The sequence below is a fragment of the Nocardia sp. JCM 34519.1 genome (assembly GCF_020361265.1).
GTDB lineage: Bacteria > Actinomycetota > Actinomycetes > Mycobacteriales > Mycobacteriaceae > Nocardia > Nocardia arthritidis_A.
This window is the reverse complement of the sequence record NZ_JAIRBR010000011.1, coordinates 231,058-249,734: the sequence shown is the minus strand read 5'-3', so window position 1 is coordinate 249,734 and position 18,677 is coordinate 231,058. Positions and strand designations below refer to the sequence as shown.

Sequence of the window (18,677 nt, the reverse complement as noted above, 5' to 3'; positions counted from 1 at the left end):
GTTTCACCGACAGAGGAGAATTCGTCATGCGTGAGGTGGCCGACCTGCTCGCCGTCGTGCCGACCGGACTGTGGATCGGCGGCGAACAGCTGCCCGCAACAGGTGGCGGCACCTTCCCGGTATTCGATCCGGCGACGGGGGAGGTGCTGACGACGGTCGCCGACGCCACCGCCGCCGACGGTGCGCGTGCGATGGACGCCGCCGCGGCCGCACAACCGGGCTGGGCGGCGACTCCGACCCGGGCGCGATCCGAAATCCTGCGCCGCGCTTGGGAATTGGTCAACGAGCGGCGCGACGACTTCGCCATGCTGATGACACTGGAAATGGGTAAGCCGCTGGCGGAGAGCTACGGCGAGGTGACCTACGGCGGGGAATTCCTGCGCTGGTTCGCCGAAGAGGGCGTGCGGATCAACGGCCGCTATACCCGTTCGCCCGCGGGCGGTGGCCGCATTCTGGTCACCAAGCAGCCGGTGGGCCCCGCACTGGCGATCACGCCGTGGAACTTCCCGCTCGCCATGGGCACCCGAAAGATCGCGCCCGCCTTCGCCGCTGGCTGCACGATGGTGGTGAAACCGGCGGCCGAGACGCCGCTGACCATGCTGCTGCTCGGACAGATCTTCGCCGAGGCCGGGCTGCCGCCGGGCGTGCTATCCATCCTGCCGACCGCGCGGGCGGCCCGGTTGACCGATCCGCTGTTCGACGATGCGCGACTGCGCAAGGTGACCTTCACCGGATCCACCGCGGTCGGTAAAACCCTACTGGCGCAATCGGCTTCGCGGGTGCTGCGGACCTCGATGGAGCTCGGCGGCAACGCGCCGTTCGTGGTATTCGACGACGCCGACCTGGATTGCGCGATCGATGGCGCGCTGGCGGCGAAGATGCGCAATATCGGTGAGGCCTGCACCGCGGCCAATCGCTTCCACGTCGACAATGCGGTGCGCGCGGAATTCACCGCCCGGCTGACCGATCGGATGCGGGCGCTGAAGATCGGTAACGGACTGCTCGACGGCGCGCAGGTCGGGCCGCTCATCAGCGCGAAACAGCGCGATTCGGTCGCCGAACTGGTGGCCGACGCGGTGCGCAAGGGCGCGCGGATCACCACCGGCGGCGCGAGTCTGCCCGGGCCGGGCTACTTCTACGAACCCACCGTGCTCGCCGACGTGGCGCCGGATGCGCGCATCCTGCGCGAGGAGGTGTTCGGCCCGGTGGCCGCGATCACCGGCTTCGATGGTGAACAGGGCGGTGTCGCCGCCGCCAACGACACCGAATTCGGTTTGGCCGCATATATTTACACGAAAGACCTGGACCGTGCGTTGCGCGTCGCCGATGCGATCGAGTCGGGCATGGTCGGTGTGAATCGGGGCGTCATCTCCGATGTCGCGGCGCCGTTCGGCGGTGTCAAGGAGTCGGGACTGGGCCGGGAGGCGGGCACGGAGGGTATCGAGGAGTACTTGGAAACCAAATACATCGCGCTGCCGTAGTCGATCGAATCAGGAGATATCCCATGACCGAACCGGCATACGTGGTCGAAACCGCGCTCACGCCACCGCCTTCGTTCGCCCGCGTCGGCGCGCCGCACCGGCCGCCGCTGCGGGTGGGGCTGGTGCAGCATCGCTGGCTGGCAGATCCGGACGAGTTGGCCGCCCGGCTCGCCGATGGCATCCGGATCGCCGCCGAATACGGCGCGCGGGCGGTATTCCTGCCGGAGTTGACGCTCTCGCGCTATCCGGCCGACACCAGGGCGGGCGCGAATCCCGGTGCCGGCGCGGAAGATTTGCTGTCCGGGCCGACCTTCACCTTCGCGGCCCGGGCCGCGAAGGAATACGGGGTGCTGGTACACGCCTCGCTGTACGAGCGCGCCGATGCCGCGGACGGGCTCGGCTTCAATACCGCGATCCTGGTTTCGCCCGAGGGCGAATTACTCGGGCGCACCCGCAAATTGCACATCCCGGTCACCGACGGCTATTACGAGGACACCTATTTCCGTCCTGGCCCCGCTGCCGACGCTTACCCGGTGTACCGGCCCGCCGCGCTGGACGGCGCCGCGCTCGGCCTGCCGACCTGCTGGGACGAGTGGTTTCCCGAAGTGTCGCGGATGTATTCGCTCGGCGGCGCGGAAATCCTGGTGTACCCCACCGCGATCGGCTCGGAGCCGTCCTTTCCGGGCTTCGACACCGAACCGCTGTGGCGGCACGTCATCGTCGGAAACGGCATCACCGCAGGCACTTTCATGATCGTGCCGAACCGTTGCGGGGACGAGGGCGGTGTGTGCTTCTACGGATCGTCGTTCATTTCCGACCCGTACGGACGGATTCTGGTGCGTGCGCCGCGCGATGCCGCCGCGGTACTGGTCGCCGATCTGGATCTGGCGCAGCGGCGTGACTGGCTCGATCTGTTCCCCTTCCTCACCACCCGCAGGCCCGACACCTACGGAAGACTCACCGCCGCTGTGGATCCCGCCGCCCCGTACGGATCGGAGACGCCGTGACCTGGATGATGCCGCCGGAAACCGCCCGGCAGGAACGGATCTGGATGGCATTCCCGCCGCTGGGCGCGAGCGTCTTCGATACGGCCGAATCCGCGCACGCCGCCAGAACGGCTTGGGCTGCCGTCGCACACGCCGTCCTGGACTTCGAACCGGTCACCGTCGTCGTCGACCCGGCCGACCGGGCGCAGGCGCGGCGCTACCTGTCCGCTGAGGTCGAACTCGTCGAGGCGCCGCTCGACGACGCCTGGATGCGGGATATCGGGCCGACTTTCGTCCTGGACGAGCAGGGCAGGCTCGGCGCGGTCGACTGGGTGTTCAACGGTTGGGGCGGCCAGGATTGGGCGCGCTGGGAACACGACCGGCACATCGGTGCGCTCGTCGGCGGGCTGGCCGGGGCCGAGCTCATCGGTTCGACGCTCGTCAACGAGGGCGGCGGCATCCAGGTCGACGGGCGGGGCACGGTGCTGGTCACCGAGACCGTCCAGCTCGATCCGGGCCGCAATCCGGGCATCGAGAAGTCCGCCGTCGCAGCCGAACTCGCCCGCACCATCGGCGCGCGGCACCTGGTCTGGCTGCCGCGCGGACTCACCAGGGACAGCGAACGTTTCGGTACCCGTGGGCATGTCGACATCGTCGCGGCCGTCCCGGCCCCCGGCCGGCTGCTGGTGCACGCGCAACGCGATCGCGCCCACCCGGACGCCCGGGTCACCGCCGAATTGGTCGCCGCACTGCGGGAGACCCACGATGTCGATGAAAAGCCTTGGGAGATAGTCGAAGTGCCCGCGCCACGAGTGTTGCGCGATGCCGAGGGGTGGGTGGACTACAGCTATATCAACCATCTCGTGGTGAACGACGGGGTGATCGGCTGCGGCTTCGGCGATCCGAACGACGCGGTGGCGCGCGACCTTCTGGCCGAGGCGTATCCGGGACGCCGGGTGGTGACGGTGGACGCCAGGGAGATCTTCGCCCGCGGCGGCGGTATCCACTGCATCACCCAACAGCAGCCCGCGGCCCGCTGACGATGCCAAACTGAAGCATAATGCAACTGTTGCAGTGTGCTTGAATTTGTTAAAGTTCGGGTATGCGGCACCTTCGCCACCGGGCTCGGCGCGGACGCTCGGCAGACATGGCCGGTTCGTGCGCGCACACTGGTGTTCGGTCGTGACTTTTCGAGGAGCTGTGCCCCCATGGTGCTTGATGTTGTGGCCTTCGCTTCGGCCTCCTTACTGATGACCGTTGTCATCGCCATGTTGGCGATAGGTCTGGCCGATCTCCCGAACCCGCCGACACCCGCGGCCTGCCGCCGGTGCGCCCGCGGGATCATCGACGCGCACCACGGCGCCGAGCCGGTGTGCCTGCGGTGCCGGGTGATCGTCGCATTCGACGGCATCGTCCGGCGCCTCGCGCATCCCGGTCACCAGTAGTTCGCGAATCGCCTGCGCCGCAGCGTGCTTACACGAGCGCGTGGACCAGGGCGTCCGGTTCGGTCGGTGCTCGGTCTTCGGGCCGGTCGGCGGGCGGCGTACCCGGTTCGCCGCGTCGCGTGCGGCGGTAGCGCCACTGCAGCAGCCCCAGGCCGACCAGTCCGGCGATGGCGGTGGCGATGCCGATCTTCCAGCCGGGCGGCCGCCAGGCCAGGACCAGCTCGGCGTCGTCGGTGCCGGGCGGTATGTCCACCGCGACGAAAGTGCGTGCGATGGTGCGGAATCCGATGTCATGCCCGTTGAGGGTGGCCCGGTAGCCGGGCCACGCCAGGCGGGCGAAGACCACACTGCCGCCGGTCCGCGAGCTGACGCGGATACGGCTGGTCATACCGTCTTTGGAGATCGGGGCGGCGGTGGCGTCACGGGTGTCGGCGATGAAACCGTTCTGCGTGGAGACCGGGCCGTTCGCGCGTTCGAGGACCCAGATGTAGCGGTCGTGATCCGGGTAGTCGACCCACTTCCAGCCCGGCGGCGCAGGGTGATTGCGCGCGTCCGGATACTGGGCGCGTTGCAGCACAACGCGATCCACCTTCATCAAGTCCACTATCGTTCGGCCGGTTGCCGGTTCGGTGGCGAATGCGCGGCGGAAGGCATCGGGACAGGTGCTGCCGTCCCAGCCCATGCAGAGGATCGCGCTGAACGCCGAGTAGCCGATGGGGGTGTAGGCGTTGACGTAGTTCAGCGGAATGTTCTTGGCGTAGTTGCCGAATGCCAGCGAACCCCAGGCGCCGGCCAGGCTCTGATCCTTGGGTCCGACCAGGCCGCGGTCGGCGAGTTGCAGCGTCACGCCGTCGAAATGCGGGAAGGCCGCGGCGATCTCGGAGCGACGCTCCGGGAAGTGGTACGACATCGGGGTCGGCGACTGGGCCCGCACCTGGTCGTATGCGATCGGGAACATGGCCAGGATGGCGAGCGCACTCGCGACTGCCCCGCCCCGGGTGTGCGCCAGCCATACCAGCGCGGCGGTGAGCGCGCCGACGACGCAGACGGCGATCAGATGCCGGACGATCAAATGCGGTGCCGCGCAATACGTTCGAATGAACAGCAGGCCGAGTAACACCGCGGCAGCGATGCCGCGCCGCCGCCAGTCCGCGAAACGCCCGTAACGGCTGAGGAATACGCACACCAGTACCAGCAGCGCCACCGCGAGCATCGGCAGCACCCTGGCCGGCCAGCGCAGCGGGCCGATCCGGCCCGGCCCGGCGGTCCACATCAGGAAGATGACGGCGAACAGGATCGGCCCGGTGAATTCCCGTGCCGCGCGCCGGATCTCGCGCCAGTCCAGGAACGCGAGCATCGGGATCAGGAACCATGCGATGTACACCATCGGCATCGGTTGTACGTAGCCCCACCATCCGGTGAACGCGGGTACGGTGCTCGGCAGGCTGGCGTTCAGCGATTCCGACCATGGCACGGTGAGGAATTGGTCGTTGATGACCCGCTCGTTGCCGCGCCAGGTCACCGCCGAGGAGAGTATGCCCGGCAGATAGGTTTCCAATCCCGCGAGCCCGGCGCAGGCGGTGACCATCAGCAATCGGGCCGATGGTCGCCAGGTCCGCTGGTACACCAGCTCGCCCGCCGCGACGGCGGCGATCATGAGCGCGGATTCGACTGCGGGAAAGACGTATTGGACCGAGATGGCCAGATAGAGGTAGACGAATACCGGTATCGGCCCGCCGCGACCGCGCGTGTAGCGCACGGCCGAGGCCCAGGCGTGCAGCATCCAGGCGGTGCCGGTGAGCGAGGTGGCCCAGCTGGCCTCGTCGAAGAAGAGGAACCAGCCCGAGAGCGGGAAGGCGACGGCCGCGACGGCCGCCCAGGAGGCGCGGGCGCCGTAGGCCAGGCAGATCCGGAATACGCCGAGCGCGGCGATGATCGAGAAGATCAGCTTGACGACGGTGACGTAGGCCGCGAGGTTGTCCACCGACGGCGCGATCAGATCGACGAGCATCTGCGGCGGGTTGTACAGCCCCGCCTCTTCCATCGAATAGTTGCCCGACATCCACTCCCACGGCACCAGGCCAGGAAAGCGCGCCTCGCGCAGGTGCCGCCCGAGCATGACCCACATCGGACCGTATTGGGATTCGGTGTCGTCGGTGTAGAAGTGGCGCGGGTTGGCGAGCAGCACCGCGGCGTAGCCCGCGACCACGCCGAATACGGTGACCAACCCCCATCCGTACACGTCCTTGCGCGGCCGGGGAACTGCACGAACACCCACGAGCCGGAGACATTACATGATCAAAGCAGTGTGCAACAGTTTCCTTATGCACCGGTTCTGCGAGTGCGACACGATTGCCGAGATTGTCCACATGCCGAGATGAGACGGCAGGATAGGGGTAACCGGCGAATATGGTGATGGAGGTAGTCGTGGTGGGCAAGGATGCGGTGGCCGGAGAATCGGTCGATGAGATCACCGATGCTCTGATGACCGCGTCGCGGTTGTTGGTCGCGCTGTCCGCCCGCTCGATCGCCTACGTCGACGAGTCGATCACCATCCCGCAATTCCGCACGCTGGTGATCCTGTCGACCCGCGGTCCGTCGAAGATCGCGACGCTGGCCGGGCTGCTGAATGTGCAGCCCTCCACGGCAACTCGGATGGTCGACCGGCTGGTGGCGGCGGATCTGCTGGATCGCAAACCGAATCCGGAATCGCGCCGCGAACTGATCATCGAATTGACAACGCGGGGACGCGAAGTCGTCGACGCGGTCACCGCGCGTCGCCGCGCGGAAATCGCCGACGTGGTGCAGCGGATGCCCGCCGCCGACCGGTCCGGCCTGGTGCGTGCGCTCAACGCCTTCAGCGCAGCAGGTGGTGAACCGCTCGCGGCGACGGTCATCGAGGGCTACCACTTCTGAAGCGGCGCAGCGGTTTTCGCGTGCCCGGAAAAGAATGCAGTAAGCAACTGTTGCACACTGCCAAACTTTGGTAGGGTTGGGCATATGCCCAAGGTGAATGCCCAATAAACGGCTTGCTGGTGAGGGGGCGCGATGGTGACATCCGCCGAACAGGGCCGGGAAACCCGCGACCGGCTGATGGATGCGGCGGTCGAATTGATCGCCGAACGCGGGTGGGGTGCGGTGACCACCCGGATGCTCGCCGAGCGCGCCGGGCTGCGGCCCGGACTGGTGCACTACCACTTCAACTCGGTGAACGACCTGCTGATCGATGCGGCACTGCGGATGGCTCGGCGGCTGGGCGCGAGCGTGCTCGACGGTGCGCTCACCCAGTCGGGTGCGGCCGGGGTGCGCTACCTGCTCGATGCCATCGAGTTGTACACCGCCGCCGATGTGGACACCCGTGTGTTCAGCGAAATGCTTTTGGCGGCAACGCGATACGAGCGCCTGCAACACGGCCTCGGCGAGGTGCTCCGCGAGTTCCGCGCCGCGGTCGCGACCTGGCTCGACGGCGCGGTGCCGGATCCGGCGGCCACCGCGGTGGTGCTCACCGCGGCGCTCGACGGGCTGATCCTGCATCGCCTGATCGATCCGCGACTGGGCGAATCCGGTGTCGACGGCCCGCTGCGCCGATTGACCGGTTTATCCGACGACGGCGGGACCGGAGGGGTAAGGCAATGAATCATTCGGCTTCGGCGGGCCCGCGCGGCGGGATCCGGCTGCACGCGGTGGACAAGACCTACGGCAGCGGCGATATCGCGGTGCACGCGCTGCGCGATATCGATATCGACGTCGCACCAGGGGAATTGGTGGCGGTGCTCGGCCCGAGCGGATCGGGCAAGACCACCATGCTCAATGTCGTCGGCGGGATCGAACCGGTCGATCATGGCTCGGTTACTGTTGCCGGACAGGATATTTCGGGCCTGCACCCGCGTGATCTCGGTGAGTTCCGGCGTAGCCACATCGGTTTCGTATTCCAGTTCTTCAACCTCATACCGAGCCTGACCGCACGGGAGAACGTCGAGGTGATCATCGAACTCACCGGTCGCGGCGACCGCCGCGCCGTGCGGGAGTTGCTCGACGCGGTCGGGCTGGCCGAGCGGGCCGACCACTTTCCCGCGCAACTGTCGGGCGGTCAGCAGCAGCGCGTTTCGATCGCGCGCGCCCTGGCCACCGACCCGGACCTGCTGCTCGCCGACGAGCCGACCGGCGCGCTCGACGTCGCGACCGGCCGTGGGGTGCTCGAATTGCTCCAGCGCACCGCGCGCGACGGGCGCGGGGTGGTGATGGTGACGCACAACGAGGCCGTCGCCGAGATCGCCGACCGGGTCATCAGGATGCGGGACGGGCGGGTGGTGGCCGACGACCGCAACGCCGTCCCGGCCGACGCGGCATCGGTGCGGTGGTGAGTGCGATGTGGTCGTCGCGGAATCGGTTGCTAGGCCGCAAGATACGGCGAGACCTGCGGCGCAGACCGGCGCAGGCGGTGGCGATCGCGGTCACCGTGATGCTGGGCGTCCTGCTGTTCATCGCCAGCTATGACTCGTTCCGTAACCTGTCGGCATCCTATGAACAGACCTACGCGCGAACGCATTTCGCGGATTTCGTGGCCACCGGCAACGATCCGGGCGCGCTCGCGGCCGCAGTGCGCGATGCGCCGGGGGTGGCGCGCACGGCGGTGCGGGTCCAGGCGGACGTGCCGATGGAGATCGGCGGTACCAAACTGCTCGGCAGAGTGAGTGGTGTTGCGGCTCAACCAGATTCGGACGTAGATGCGCTGACGCTCACCGCGGGGCGGTTACCGGACCCGGCGTGGCCCGACGACGTCGTGATCGAACACCACGCCGCCGACACCTTCGGATTGCGGGTCGGTGACCGGCTCCGGATTTTCGACGGCGGCGCCTGGCATGCGGTGACGGTCGGCGGCATCGCGCGCTCGCCGGAATATCTGTGGCCCGCGCGCAGCAGGCAGGACGTGATCACCGATCCGCATTCGTTCGCCGTCGTTTTCGCGCCGCAGGCCCAGGCGCTGCGCCTGACCGGCCGCCCGGGGCCGGACCAGGCGCTGATCGAAATGTCTTCCGCCGCAAGCGCGGCCGAGCGTGACCGGGTGACCGCGCTGCTGCGGAAAGCCGGAGCCACCGATGTCGCGACCCGTGCGCAGCAGCCGTCGGACGCGGCGCTGCACGAGGATCTCAACGGGTTCTCCGAAATCGCGGTCGGCTTTCCGCTGCTGTTCCTCGTCGCGGCGGGCATCGCCGAATACGTGCTCATCGCCCGGCTCGTTCGCGCCGAGCGGCCGATTATCGGAACCCTGCTCGCGATGGGTGCCCGTCCGGGCGCGCTGGTGCGCCACTACGTCGGCTACGGCGCGGTGGTCGCGGCCGTCGGCGCGGCGGCCGGTGTGCTGCTCGGCGCCGTCGCGACCTCGGCGGTCACCGCGGCATACACCGGGGCCGTCGGCATTCCGGACACCGTGGTGGAGCACCGGATCGTCACCGCCGCAATAGGTTTCGCGCTCGGACTGGCCGCGGGCTGCGCGGCCGGGCTGGCCCCGGCGCTGACCGCTGCGCGCACCGCGCCCGCGCGGGCCATGCGCGGCGACGGCGCTGGCCCGGCGCGCCCCGGCCCGCTGGCCCGGCTCTCGGCCCGCTGGACCGCGCTGCCGGTGGTGGCCAGGATGGCCGTGCGGTCGCTCACCCGGGACCGCCGCCGCACGCTGGCGACCATGTTCGGCACCGTGCTCGCGCTGGTGCTGATCCTGGCCTCGGTCGGCATGGTGACCAGCATGCGCCGGATCCTCGATATCCAGTTCGGCCAGGTGGATCGCGAGGACGCCACCGTATTGGTCACTCCCGGAACGGATCTCGACGCCCGATTGCGCGCCGTACCCGGTGTGGCGGGCGCCGAACCCGAATCGTCCGCCCCGATCACGGTGCGCGCCGACGGCGGAACGTATTCGACAGTGCTGACCGGGCTGCGACCCGATACCGATATGCACGGCTTCCGCACCACCGAGGGTGCGAGCGGACTGCCCGCCGACGGAGTCGTCGCCGGCTCCGGACTCACCGACCGGATCGGCGCGCACGTCGGCGATATGCTCACGGTGACAGCGGCTTTCGGCGCATCGCGGCAGGTGCGGCTGGTCGCGCTCGTCGACGAGCCGTTCGGCACCGCGCTGTATGCCACCGGCGATACCGTGCGCCGGATCGCGCCCGCCGCCTTGCCCGGCTACCTGCTGCGATTCGCGCCGGGAGCCGACCGGGGCGCGATCCGCGCCGCGATAACCGGGATCGACGGTGTGGTCGCCTACAGCGATACCCACGCCATCGTGGACGAGGTGAACAGTTTCCTATCACTGTTCTGGGTGTTCGTCGGGGTCATGCTCGGCCTCGGCGCGGTGCTGGCGTTCACCGTCATCTACGTGACGATGACCGTCAACCTCGCCGAGCGTACAACCGAGCTGGCGACGCTGCGCGCCGCCGGGGTGCCCAACGGTCGCCTCACCACCGCGCTGGCTATCGAAAACCTCACCGCCACAGCGATTTCCGTGCCGGCCGGCGTGGTCGCCGGACTCGTCGCGGCCTGGGCGTTCCTGCGCTCGTTCAACAGCGACATGTTCACCATGCACCTCTCGGTGGGCGTTGTCGCGCCCGCGCTCGCGGTCGCCGCGGTGCTGGCGGCCGCCGCCCTCTCCCAACTGCCCGCCTTGCGCTTCGTGCGCCGGATCGACGTCGCCCGCGTCGTCCGCGAACGTGCGCTGTGATCGAACGGAGGACATCATGACCATGGCCGATACGGTCGCCAGGTTCGGCGCCCATGCGCTGAGTACCCGCTGGATGGTGCGCGCACCGATCGGAATCTACCGTGCCGGAATGGGTTTCGTATTCGGTCGCCGAATGCTCATGCTCGAGCACCTCGGTCGGCGCAGCGGGAAGCGCCGCTACGTGGTGCTCGAGGTGGTGGACCGTCCCGCACCCGGCGAGTACATCATCGTGTCCGGATTCGGCGCCGGAGCCCAGTGGTATCGAAATATCCTGGCCCATCCGGGTGTTCGGGTCTGGGTCGGGTTCCGGCGCGCGGCGTCGGCGACGGCGACTCCGATGTCCGAGCCGGATTCGATTGCGGCGCTGGAGTATTACAGTCAGCGGCATCCGCGAATGTGGAAACATCTGCGCGCCGCCATCGAACGCGCCACGGGCAGACCGGTCGGGGTGCTGCCCATGGTGCGGTTGCGTATCGACTACTGAGATGCGGCTCGAGCGGTGCAATTCTTTTGGGAATCGAGGCGAACCTTGTGGCCGGTGAACTCCTCCAGTATCGCGATATTCTCGGGGGAGTAGTTCTTCTCGGTGATCTTGTCGGCGTTCGGGCTGCCGAGCTTACCCGTGTACGGCGCGGATTTATCCAGCCAGTAGGCGGTGCGCAGGAATTCGATCAAGACGAAATCGCGCAGCGCCGGTTCGTTCTTGATCTGCTCCCAGTAGTCGGGGTGGTTGCTCTTGGCGACACGCAGATACAGCAGCAGATAGCGGAGATTGGTCGCCGCGATATCCCTGGCGTTGCTGGCGCCGATGCCCTGGATGAATTCCTGTAGCACCGTCACCGCGGGCAGCCCCATCAGGCCCGCGTTCAACTCCGCGGTCACGCCTTGCAGGTGATAGTCGCCCTGTTGCTGATCGCGCAGGTAGATGCCGTCCATATCGTTGCTGTAATCGTCATCGATCAGCGGCAGGATTTCCTTGCGCGGGAAACCGTCGTGCAGCGGCACATTCGTGAGCTGCTGGTCGGCGTTGATCCAGGCCGCGGTGTACTGGTCCCAGTTGGTTCTGGACGAATCGAGATCCCACATGTGGGTTTCCTCGTGGATCGCCACCATCATCGATTCGGCGAACGCGTTGAAACTGCTGGTATCGACGAATTGGTTCCAGTTGGGGTCGGCGGCCTGGGCGATCGCCAGCTTTTCCCCACTCGGCCAACGGCGGTGATATACGCCCTGGAGGGTTTCCATCCAGTTCGAGCTGGAGAAGGCCGCCGCCAGATCGCTCACATCGGCCTGCGGTGACGAGGGCTCGTCATAGCAGAACGGGTCGGTGACCGCGGGGGCAGTCACCGGTTGGGTATTTTGCGCCGCGACGGCCACCGAACCCGGCCCCAATGAGAGGGCCAGGCATACGGTTAATACGGGCAGCAGATATTTGCGATACACAGGGGACCTCGCTTCGGGGAGATGTATCGACCTCGCCGGAGATATCCCGCTTGCTCGCCGCGCGGCTGACGGAGGGCGAGAACCGTTGCGCGAGAAGATGCCCCAGCCGACGGCCGCCGAAATTCCGGATTGCTGTCCGAATCATGACACGAAAGATCCGGGTGCGGACCTCCCCAGTTGGCCCCCATTCGCGCGCACGATCACCTGTGCTTCCATGTGCAAGTGTGAATCTCATGCGCAGCACGGCGACCCGTTACGCCGTGACATTTGTAATCGGTTTCTTGGCAACAGGTTTCGCCGTATTACCGGGTGCCTGTGCGACGTCCGAAGCCGCGCCTGTCGGTCCGAGTACGCAGCCGGAGCCGCTGCAGCCGGATCAGCAGTCGCGGGTGTACTTCAAGATACCGCTGGCCAACGAAATCATCCGCCTCCAAACACATTTCACGGTTCCGGCACAACCCGCCGAGATCGGGACGCTGTTCCTGTGGCCCGGTCTGGAGCCGCGGGCCGGCGGCCGGAACTACGATCCGATCGGCCTCGGCGTCCTGCAACCCGTGCTCACCTGGGGTGATGCCTGCGCCCCGACCCCGCAGCCGCCGACCTACTCGACCTGGTGGATTTCGGCACAATACGTCAATGTCGGCAACGACCCCGACTACTCCGGCTGTAAATCGGGCCAGGCGATGTCGGTGAACGTCGGTGACCCGCTCGATATCGATATGACGCTGAACCAGGCGACCGGTGTGTGGACCCAAACCGTCACCGGGCCGGCGGGTTCGGTGGACTACTCGATCGATATGAGCGGTCAGGCGCAGAATCAGGCGCTGTTCGCGATCGAGCCGTGGGACGGCGCGCGCAGCGCCACCGACACGCTCACCTTCTCCGACACCACCATCACCTTCCGCGATCCGGACGAGAACAGTTGCCGCAACCCGGAATTGAGTTACACCGGCACCGGCGGCCGGATCACGCAACCGCAACCCGGCGCCGGCGGCAGCTGCCATATCGACACCGTCACCGTGAACAGTCCCAGCCTGGACCGCGATGTCGCGGCTCATGGTGTGACGCGGTAGCTTCCGCTCAGTGCGGTGCGGAGGGTGTCGCGCAGCCAGCGTTGCGCCGGGTCGGCATCGAGCCGGGCATGCCAGAGCAGGCGCACCTCCACCTCCGGCAGCTCGGCGGGGATGGGGAACCAGCGTATGCCGAGGGTTTGCCCATACTGTTCGGCGAGGCGCTGCGGCACCAGCCCGACGTAGTGACTCGAGGCGACGAGAAATGCGGCGACCGCGGGGCTCGGCACCACGGCGGCCACGTGCCGCCGCAGGCCCGCGGCCTCCAGCGCATCGTCGAGCGGGCCGCGCGTGCGTCCCCGGCGCGAGGCGGAGACGTGTGGGTGCTGGCACAGCTGCGCGAGCGTCGGGCGGCGGCGCCTGCCCAGCGGACTGTCCGAGCGGACGATGCCCACTATTCGCTCCCGATACAGCACGGCCGCACGGATATCGGGGGACGTGGCATCGCTCGCGCCGATATCCAGGTCGATCGAACCGTCGCGCAGGGCCTCGATGCTCTCGCTGCCCTCCGCGACGAAACGCAGTGTCACGCCGGGCGCGGCCGCGGCCGTCGCATCCACGGCCGCGGTCGCCAGGGTCGCGGCGATGCCGTCGTTGATGCGAATCGTGAAGGTGCGCTTCAGTTCCGCGATGGTCACCGTGCGGTCGGCGCTGATCAAGGCCGCCGCCTCGTCGAGTAGCGACCGCACCCGCGGCGCGGTGCGCAGCGCGAATGGAGTCGGCGCCATGCCGCGGCCGGCCCGCACCAGGATCGGGTCGCCCATCGCCCGGCGCAGCCTGCCGAGCGCGCGGCTGGTCGCCGGGATGGACAGGTGCAGGCGTTCGGACGCCGCGGTGACGCTGCCGTCCTGCAGCAACGCGTCGAATACGCGCAGCAGGTTCAGGTCGAGCTGTTCGGGCATGGTTGCATCTTACGCAAGGATTTGTTGTCGAAGTTGCGTCGCGCGTAGGTTTCCCGGGTCCATAGCGTGATGGCCATGCCTTTGAAAGTATTGATCCGCGACAGTCCACCGGAGTCGCGGGAACGGTCCGGCGGCCTGCTCGCGGTCATGTGCGCCTGCGTCATGCTCGTCGTCGGCATGGTCGCCGCGATCAACCTCGCCGTCCCGATGCTCGCCGCCGACCCGCTGCGTCCATCCGCATCGGCGCTGGTCTGGATCGTCGACACCTATGTGATTTGCTTTGCCTGCCTGGTGATTCCGGGTGGAGCGGCCGGTGATCGCTTCGGGCGCAAGGGAGTTCTGCTCACCGGGCTCGGATTGTTCGCCGCCGGTGCGCTGCTTTCCGCGTTCGCGCCGAATGTGGTTGTGCTGCTTGCTGGCCGCGCGATCACCGGCGCTGGTGCGGCCGCAGTGCTACCCAACACGCTCGGTGTGCTGCTGCACGCCGTTCCCGCCGAACGGAAAAGCGCGACGATAGCCACCTGGGCGTCGATGACCGGTCTCGGCGGCGTCATCGGCAATGTCGGTGGCGGGGCGATTCTTTCGGCCGGGTCGTGGCGGTGGTTGTTCGCCGCCGCGGTACCGATCGCACTGGCGCTCGCCGCGCTCGTCGGGATGATCGCGCCGGTTTCGCGGCGGCACGGCCGCAGGCTGGACCCGCTCGGCGCGGTGCTGCTGGTCGGCGCGTCGGTCGCGCTGCTGCTCGGTATCGTGCAGGGTCCGGAGGCGGGCTGGGGGAGTCGGCTCGTTGTCGTCGGATTCGTTTGTGCTGCCGTCCTTTTCACTGCATGGACGGTGGTGGAACTGCGGGCCGAGCACCCGCTGCTCGATCCCCGGCTGTTCCGGCTTCCCGGTCTGCGCAGCGCCTGCCTCGGCATGACGACGGTGTTCTTCGGAATGTTCGCGCTGTTCTATGTCAACGCGTCATTTCTGCAGTACGCCAAGGGGTTCGGCGTGCTGTGGACCGGTCTCGGCGTCATCCCGCTGACCGTGCCGGTCATCCTCGGTGCGCGGCATGTCGGACGCCTGACGGAGCGGGTCGGCCTCGACGCCACCATCGCCCTGGCCTTCGGCTGCGTCGGCGGCGGACTGCTCGGGCTGTCCGTGAGCGACGCGCGGACACCGTACGCGGAATACGCCGTATGGCTTGTCGTCATGGGAATCGGTGTGACGCTTGCCCTTCCGACATTATCCGGTGCGATCGCGGGCTCGCTGCCGCCCGCACAGGCCGGGGTCGGCGCCGGATTACAGGCGACAACCCGGGAGTTCGGCAGCGCGCTCGGCGTCGCTGTCATCGGCACGGTGCTCACCGCGCGATTCGCCGCCGCGCTGCCGCCGGACGTTCGCGCCGAACACGATCCGCACACGGTCGCGCAGGCGCTCGCCGTCGCACCCGGTCGTGCGGGGGAGATCGTCACCGCGTTCGCCTCGGGCGCCGACCTCGGCTTGCGAGTGATCGGCATTGCCGTGCTCGTCCTCGGCGCGCTCGTCGTGCTGGAATCGCGGCTGTCCCAACGGTCGCGGTAGACGAATTGCCTTGGGCTACAGTAGTTGTCGTTGTCGGATAGGAATCGGGTCCGCGGCGGGGCGTCGCGGACCCGATTCATGGATTTTGCTCAGCGGCCGAACTTTTCGATCAGCCCGCACAATGTGTCGAAGGCGGGTTTCGGGGTGTAGTCGTCGGTCATGATGCCGAACTGATGAAACAGATCGGGATTGGCGCTGTCCGCGTCGCGGAGTGCGAAATGGGTGTAGCCGGTGATATTCAGCTCATCGGCGAGCGCGGCCACCTGTTCGACGACGGTCGAGACGACCTCGGCCTGCCGCTGTGGTGTGCGATCAGGTCCTGTCGGCCAACCGTTTTCGGCGATGTGCAGCGGGATCCCGCCGAAGCCCGCCTCGTTCAGCAGCGAACGATGGTGGCGGAGTAGACCTTCCACGGCGCGCGGCATATCCTCGGCCGCGACCGGGTGGAAGACGTCCGGGAAGAAGTCCAGTCCGGCGTAATCGAGCTGTTCGATGAATGCCGCGCCACCCAGCTCGGCCATCTCCGATAGAAACGATGCGGCGGGCCCGTACAGCGGGGTGAAGTTGAAACCCACACGCAGGTGGGCGAATCCGAGTTCGTGCGCTCGCTGCTTCGCGGCGGCGACGCCACGGACGATGGCCTCGCGCACCCCGGGGAAATATCCGTCGAGGATCGGCATATCCGTCATGGTCGGTTCCTCGGCGATCTGCAGCAGATCGGTGGTCTCGCCGTACTGCTCGACGAGTTCCCGTACGAATCCGCAATAGCCGTCGATATTTCCGGTGGCGGATTGGTACTGGGCGACCAGTTCCAGCCGCCGTCCATCCACCGCGTACCGGCGCGCGTCGGCCGGTGTCGCGGTGGCATGGGCGCCGGATGCGGTGTCGTCGTTGAACGGTAGATAGGCGCGCACCCGGAACGGGCGTCCCGGCCTGCCCTGCAACCGATTCAGCGCCGCGGTGATCCGCGCCGGATCGTCGTCCGGCCCGGTGGCCAGATACCCCTGACCGTCGGGGTACTCTTCGCGCGCATCCGTGCCCGTGATCCCGCCGGGATATATTCCGAAGGTCAATTCGGTCATATTCGATTTCTTTCTATTTTGTTGACCTCGACTTATTTCTGTGGTTGCGCCGCAGGCCAGGTGAGCGTGCCCGAGCGGATCTCCGCCACCACCGACTCGACCCACGCGATCTCCGAATGCGCCTGTGCCAGTGCGTATTCGGCTTCGATGACGAACAGTCGCGGCACCCCGTCCGCATGACATTCGCGCAGCCGCTGTGCATCGGTGTCGACGCGTTCACGCAATTTGGCCGCTCGCTCGGTCAGCGCCGCGACGGCCCCTTCCGGACCCAGCGCACCGAGGTAGCTCACCGCGCCGAGGAATGCGGAGAATTCCCGCCCCGGATTGCGGATTTCGGTGTCCAGCCGCCGCACCAGCTCCGCGGTCCCCTCGGGGGTCAGCGCGTAAACGGTGTGCTCGGGCCGATTTCCATTGCGCTGCTGCCCTTCCGGCGCCGCCCACCCCGCGTCGGCAATCGCGGAGACCACATTGTAGAGCGTGCCGCGATTCACCACGGCGGCGTAATGCTCACTGCGCGAACGCAATTCGGCAAATATCTGATAGGGATGCGCCGGTCGCTCCAGGAGCAGACCGAGCACCGCGACAACGATCGGATTATCGAGTACACGCGCTGGCATAGTCCAACTCTAACAGTCTAAATAAACCATATGCAAGACCGCAGCCGAAAACCCCTCGACCCCTGCGGATCTCGGATGATTCAGCTTCCTCGCAGCCACCGCTCGATGGCCACGTAGTCCTCGTCGGTAAGCCCCACAGATGGTTCGATATGCCGGAGAAATGCCCGGCCGGAATGATGGGTGGCGACCCAGTCGCGATCGGCATCGCTGATCTCGTCGTCGACCCACGCGAACGGTCGCCCAGCCGCCCAGGCCACGAGAGTCCGGGTCTTCCAGCAGAGCCCGAACCAGCGATCCTCATGCACCTGCCCAGCGGACGGCTCCGGCCAATGCACAACCGGCAGCCGCGGCAGCCCGATCCGTGGCGCGATTTCGGCATTGGCCCGGTCCTCCCACGTTGTGGCCCAAACCAATTCGCACGGCAGCGCGGCCAGCCGCTTCCCCACCTCATCATCGAGGCGGCGAACACCCGCGCCGCCCCGCCGCGAGCGTTCGCCGAACGGCAGCAGCGGCCCATCGACATCGAGAAACAGGATCGGACGTTGCCCACCGAGCATGTAATGCACTCTGCCACCTGCATCGACGACCCGAACCTTATCGAAGCCGTTGATACTCCGATCATCTGGAGCAGACCAGTGCCGCGATTCAAAAGTCCGCGATCAAACCGGCGTCCAAAGCTACCGGTGGCAGCCGGCGAGGAGTAGGCGGATGGTCAGGCGGACGTCGTAGTTCGGGTCGGTCATTTCCGCGCCCGCGCAGATATCGCCGATGGCGCGCATCAGCTGGTAGGCGGTGAGGTCGGCGGTGATCTCGCCTGCGGCGCGGGCGGCGGTGAGCAGGTCGTCGAGGATCGGTACGAGGCGGTCGAGGAACAGTGTGTGCAGGGCGGCGTATCCGTCGGGGTCGTTGCGCATCGCCGCGGCGAGGCCGTGTTTGGTGATCAGGAAGTCCGCGAAGCGATCCACCCACCGGCACAGCGCGGCGGATGGGGAGGTTTCCTCGGCGAGCAGGGTAGGCCCGGCCTCGGCGCATGCATCGATCTGGTGGCGGTAGACGGCCGCGACGAGGTCTGCCCGGGTGGGGAAGTGCCGGTAGATCGTGCCCATGCCGACGCCGGCGGCGGTGGCGATCCGGCGCACCGGCGCGTCGACCCCGTGCGTGACGAACACCGACGCCGCGGCATCGAGCAGTGCCCGCTCGTTGCGCCGTGCGTCGGCGCGCTTGGTCGAGCTCACGACCTCGTCGTCTGCGTCCACGCGGCATTCCCTTCTCGCAGCCCTTGTTAAGCGGAGCATTGCTCCGTATATTCGGAGCAGCGCTCCGCTTAATAGTGTATCCGCGGCCGAAGCGGATGGAGCGCGCAC

Annotated in this window: 18 protein-coding genes; 11 read left to right on the top strand and 7 right to left on the bottom strand. The window is 67.5% G+C overall.

All coding sequences use genetic code 11. The annotated features are described in order from the left end of the window. Nucleotides 1-26: 26 nt before the first annotated feature. From LGY53_RS26060 to LGY53_RS26045, 4 genes are all read left to right on the top strand, one after another. On the top strand, nucleotides 27-1,481 hold the full coding sequence (locus tag LGY53_RS26060) for an NAD-dependent succinate-semialdehyde dehydrogenase (protein WP_225729345.1): 1,455 nt from the start codon (nucleotides 27-29) through the stop codon (nucleotides 1,479-1,481). 23 nt (nucleotides 1,482-1,504) lie between these two features. Beyond that, nucleotides 1,505-2,488 (top strand): nitrilase-related carbon-nitrogen hydrolase, encoded by a 984-nt coding sequence (locus LGY53_RS26055; RefSeq protein WP_225729344.1) that lies wholly within the window; start codon nucleotides 1,505-1,507, stop codon nucleotides 2,486-2,488. Next, on the top strand, nucleotides 2,485-3,507 hold the full coding sequence (locus LGY53_RS26050) for an agmatine/peptidylarginine deiminase (protein ID WP_225729343.1): 1,023 nt from the start codon (nucleotides 2,485-2,487) through the stop codon (nucleotides 3,505-3,507). Before LGY53_RS26055 ends, LGY53_RS26050 begins: the two co-directional genes overlap by 4 nt. A gap of 168 nt (nucleotides 3,508-3,675) precedes the next feature. Then, complete coding sequence (locus LGY53_RS26045; RefSeq protein ID WP_225729342.1) at nucleotides 3,676-3,912, top strand: hypothetical protein; 237 nt, start codon at nucleotides 3,676-3,678, stop codon at nucleotides 3,910-3,912. A 28-nt stretch (nucleotides 3,913-3,940) separates the two neighbouring features. Here the strand turns inward: LGY53_RS26045 and LGY53_RS26040 are convergent, their stop codons facing one another. Further along, nucleotides 3,941-6,190, bottom strand: a complete 2,250-nt coding sequence (locus LGY53_RS26040; protein WP_225729341.1) for a YfhO family protein — start codon at nucleotides 6,188-6,190, stop codon at nucleotides 3,941-3,943. Between the two features lie 206 nt (nucleotides 6,191-6,396). Between LGY53_RS26040 and LGY53_RS26035 the strand changes: the two genes are divergently transcribed. The 5 genes from LGY53_RS26035 (at nucleotide 6,397) to LGY53_RS26015 (ending at nucleotide 11,117) form a co-directional block, all read left to right on the top strand. Next, nucleotides 6,397-6,828 (top strand): MarR family transcriptional regulator, encoded by a 432-nt coding sequence (locus LGY53_RS26035; protein WP_225729383.1) that lies wholly within the window; start codon nucleotides 6,397-6,399, stop codon nucleotides 6,826-6,828. A gap of 132 nt (nucleotides 6,829-6,960) precedes the next feature. Next, a complete protein-coding gene (locus LGY53_RS26030) occupies nucleotides 6,961-7,548 on the top strand; it encodes a TetR/AcrR family transcriptional regulator (RefSeq protein ID WP_225729340.1) in 588 nt (195 codons plus the stop codon). Beyond that, on the top strand, nucleotides 7,545-8,276 hold the full coding sequence (locus LGY53_RS26025) for an ABC transporter ATP-binding protein (RefSeq protein ID WP_225729339.1): 732 nt from the start codon (nucleotides 7,545-7,547) through the stop codon (nucleotides 8,274-8,276). Before LGY53_RS26030 ends, LGY53_RS26025 begins: the two co-directional genes overlap by 4 nt. A 5-nt stretch (nucleotides 8,277-8,281) precedes the next feature. Then, nucleotides 8,282-10,633 carry an FtsX-like permease family protein gene (locus LGY53_RS26020; RefSeq protein ID WP_225729382.1) on the top strand — a complete coding sequence of 784 codons (2,352 nt, stop codon included), beginning with the start codon at nucleotides 8,282-8,284 and terminating at the stop codon, nucleotides 10,631-10,633. Nucleotides 10,634-10,649: 16 nt separating this feature from the next. Continuing rightward, complete coding sequence (locus tag LGY53_RS26015; protein ID WP_225729338.1) at nucleotides 10,650-11,117, top strand: nitroreductase family deazaflavin-dependent oxidoreductase; 468 nt, start codon at nucleotides 10,650-10,652, stop codon at nucleotides 11,115-11,117. On the opposite strand, the gene LGY53_RS26010 is transcribed toward LGY53_RS26015, so the two are convergent. Continuing rightward, nucleotides 11,111-12,076 (bottom strand): hypothetical protein, encoded by a 966-nt coding sequence (locus LGY53_RS26010; protein WP_225729337.1) that lies wholly within the window; start codon nucleotides 12,074-12,076, stop codon nucleotides 11,111-11,113. The genes LGY53_RS26015 and LGY53_RS26010 overlap by 7 nt on opposite strands. Nucleotides 12,077-12,357: 281 nt before the next feature. On the opposite strand from LGY53_RS26010, the gene LGY53_RS26005 reads away from it, so the two are divergent. Beyond that, nucleotides 12,358-13,149 (top strand): hypothetical protein, encoded by a 792-nt coding sequence (locus tag LGY53_RS26005; protein ID WP_225729336.1) that lies wholly within the window; start codon nucleotides 12,358-12,360, stop codon nucleotides 13,147-13,149. Here LGY53_RS26005 and LGY53_RS26000 read toward each other — a convergent pair. Next, nucleotides 13,131-14,048, bottom strand: a complete 918-nt coding sequence (locus LGY53_RS26000; protein WP_225729335.1) for a LysR family transcriptional regulator — start codon at nucleotides 14,046-14,048, stop codon at nucleotides 13,131-13,133. The genes LGY53_RS26005 and LGY53_RS26000 overlap by 19 nt on opposite strands. A gap of 75 nt (nucleotides 14,049-14,123) precedes the next feature. On the opposite strand from LGY53_RS26000, the gene LGY53_RS25995 reads away from it, so the two are divergent. Further along, nucleotides 14,124-15,614 (top strand): MFS transporter, encoded by a 1,491-nt coding sequence (locus LGY53_RS25995; RefSeq protein WP_225729334.1) that lies wholly within the window; start codon nucleotides 14,124-14,126, stop codon nucleotides 15,612-15,614. An 89-nt stretch (nucleotides 15,615-15,703) separates the two neighbouring features. Here LGY53_RS25995 and LGY53_RS25990 read toward each other — a convergent pair whose 3' ends face one another. The 4 genes from LGY53_RS25990 to LGY53_RS25975 form a co-directional block, all read right to left on the bottom strand. Beyond that, complete coding sequence (locus LGY53_RS25990; RefSeq protein ID WP_225729333.1) at nucleotides 15,704-16,696, bottom strand: hypothetical protein; 993 nt, start codon at nucleotides 16,694-16,696, stop codon at nucleotides 15,704-15,706. Between the two features lie 32 nt (nucleotides 16,697-16,728). Then, nucleotides 16,729-17,313, bottom strand: coding sequence for a PadR family transcriptional regulator (locus LGY53_RS25985; protein ID WP_225729332.1), 585 nt, complete (start codon nucleotides 17,311-17,313; stop codon nucleotides 16,729-16,731). A gap of 80 nt (nucleotides 17,314-17,393) precedes the next feature. Then, the gene (locus tag LGY53_RS25980) at nucleotides 17,394-17,870 is read right to left on the bottom strand and encodes an HAD domain-containing protein (protein WP_225729381.1); all 477 of its coding nucleotides are present in this window, start codon (nucleotides 17,868-17,870) and stop codon (nucleotides 17,394-17,396) included. 120 nt (nucleotides 17,871-17,990) lie between these two features. After that, nucleotides 17,991-18,569: a TetR/AcrR family transcriptional regulator gene (locus tag LGY53_RS25975; protein ID WP_225729331.1), complete on the bottom strand. Its 579-nt coding sequence runs from the start codon at nucleotides 18,567-18,569 to the stop codon at nucleotides 17,991-17,993. Nucleotides 18,570-18,677: the final 108 nt, after the last annotated feature.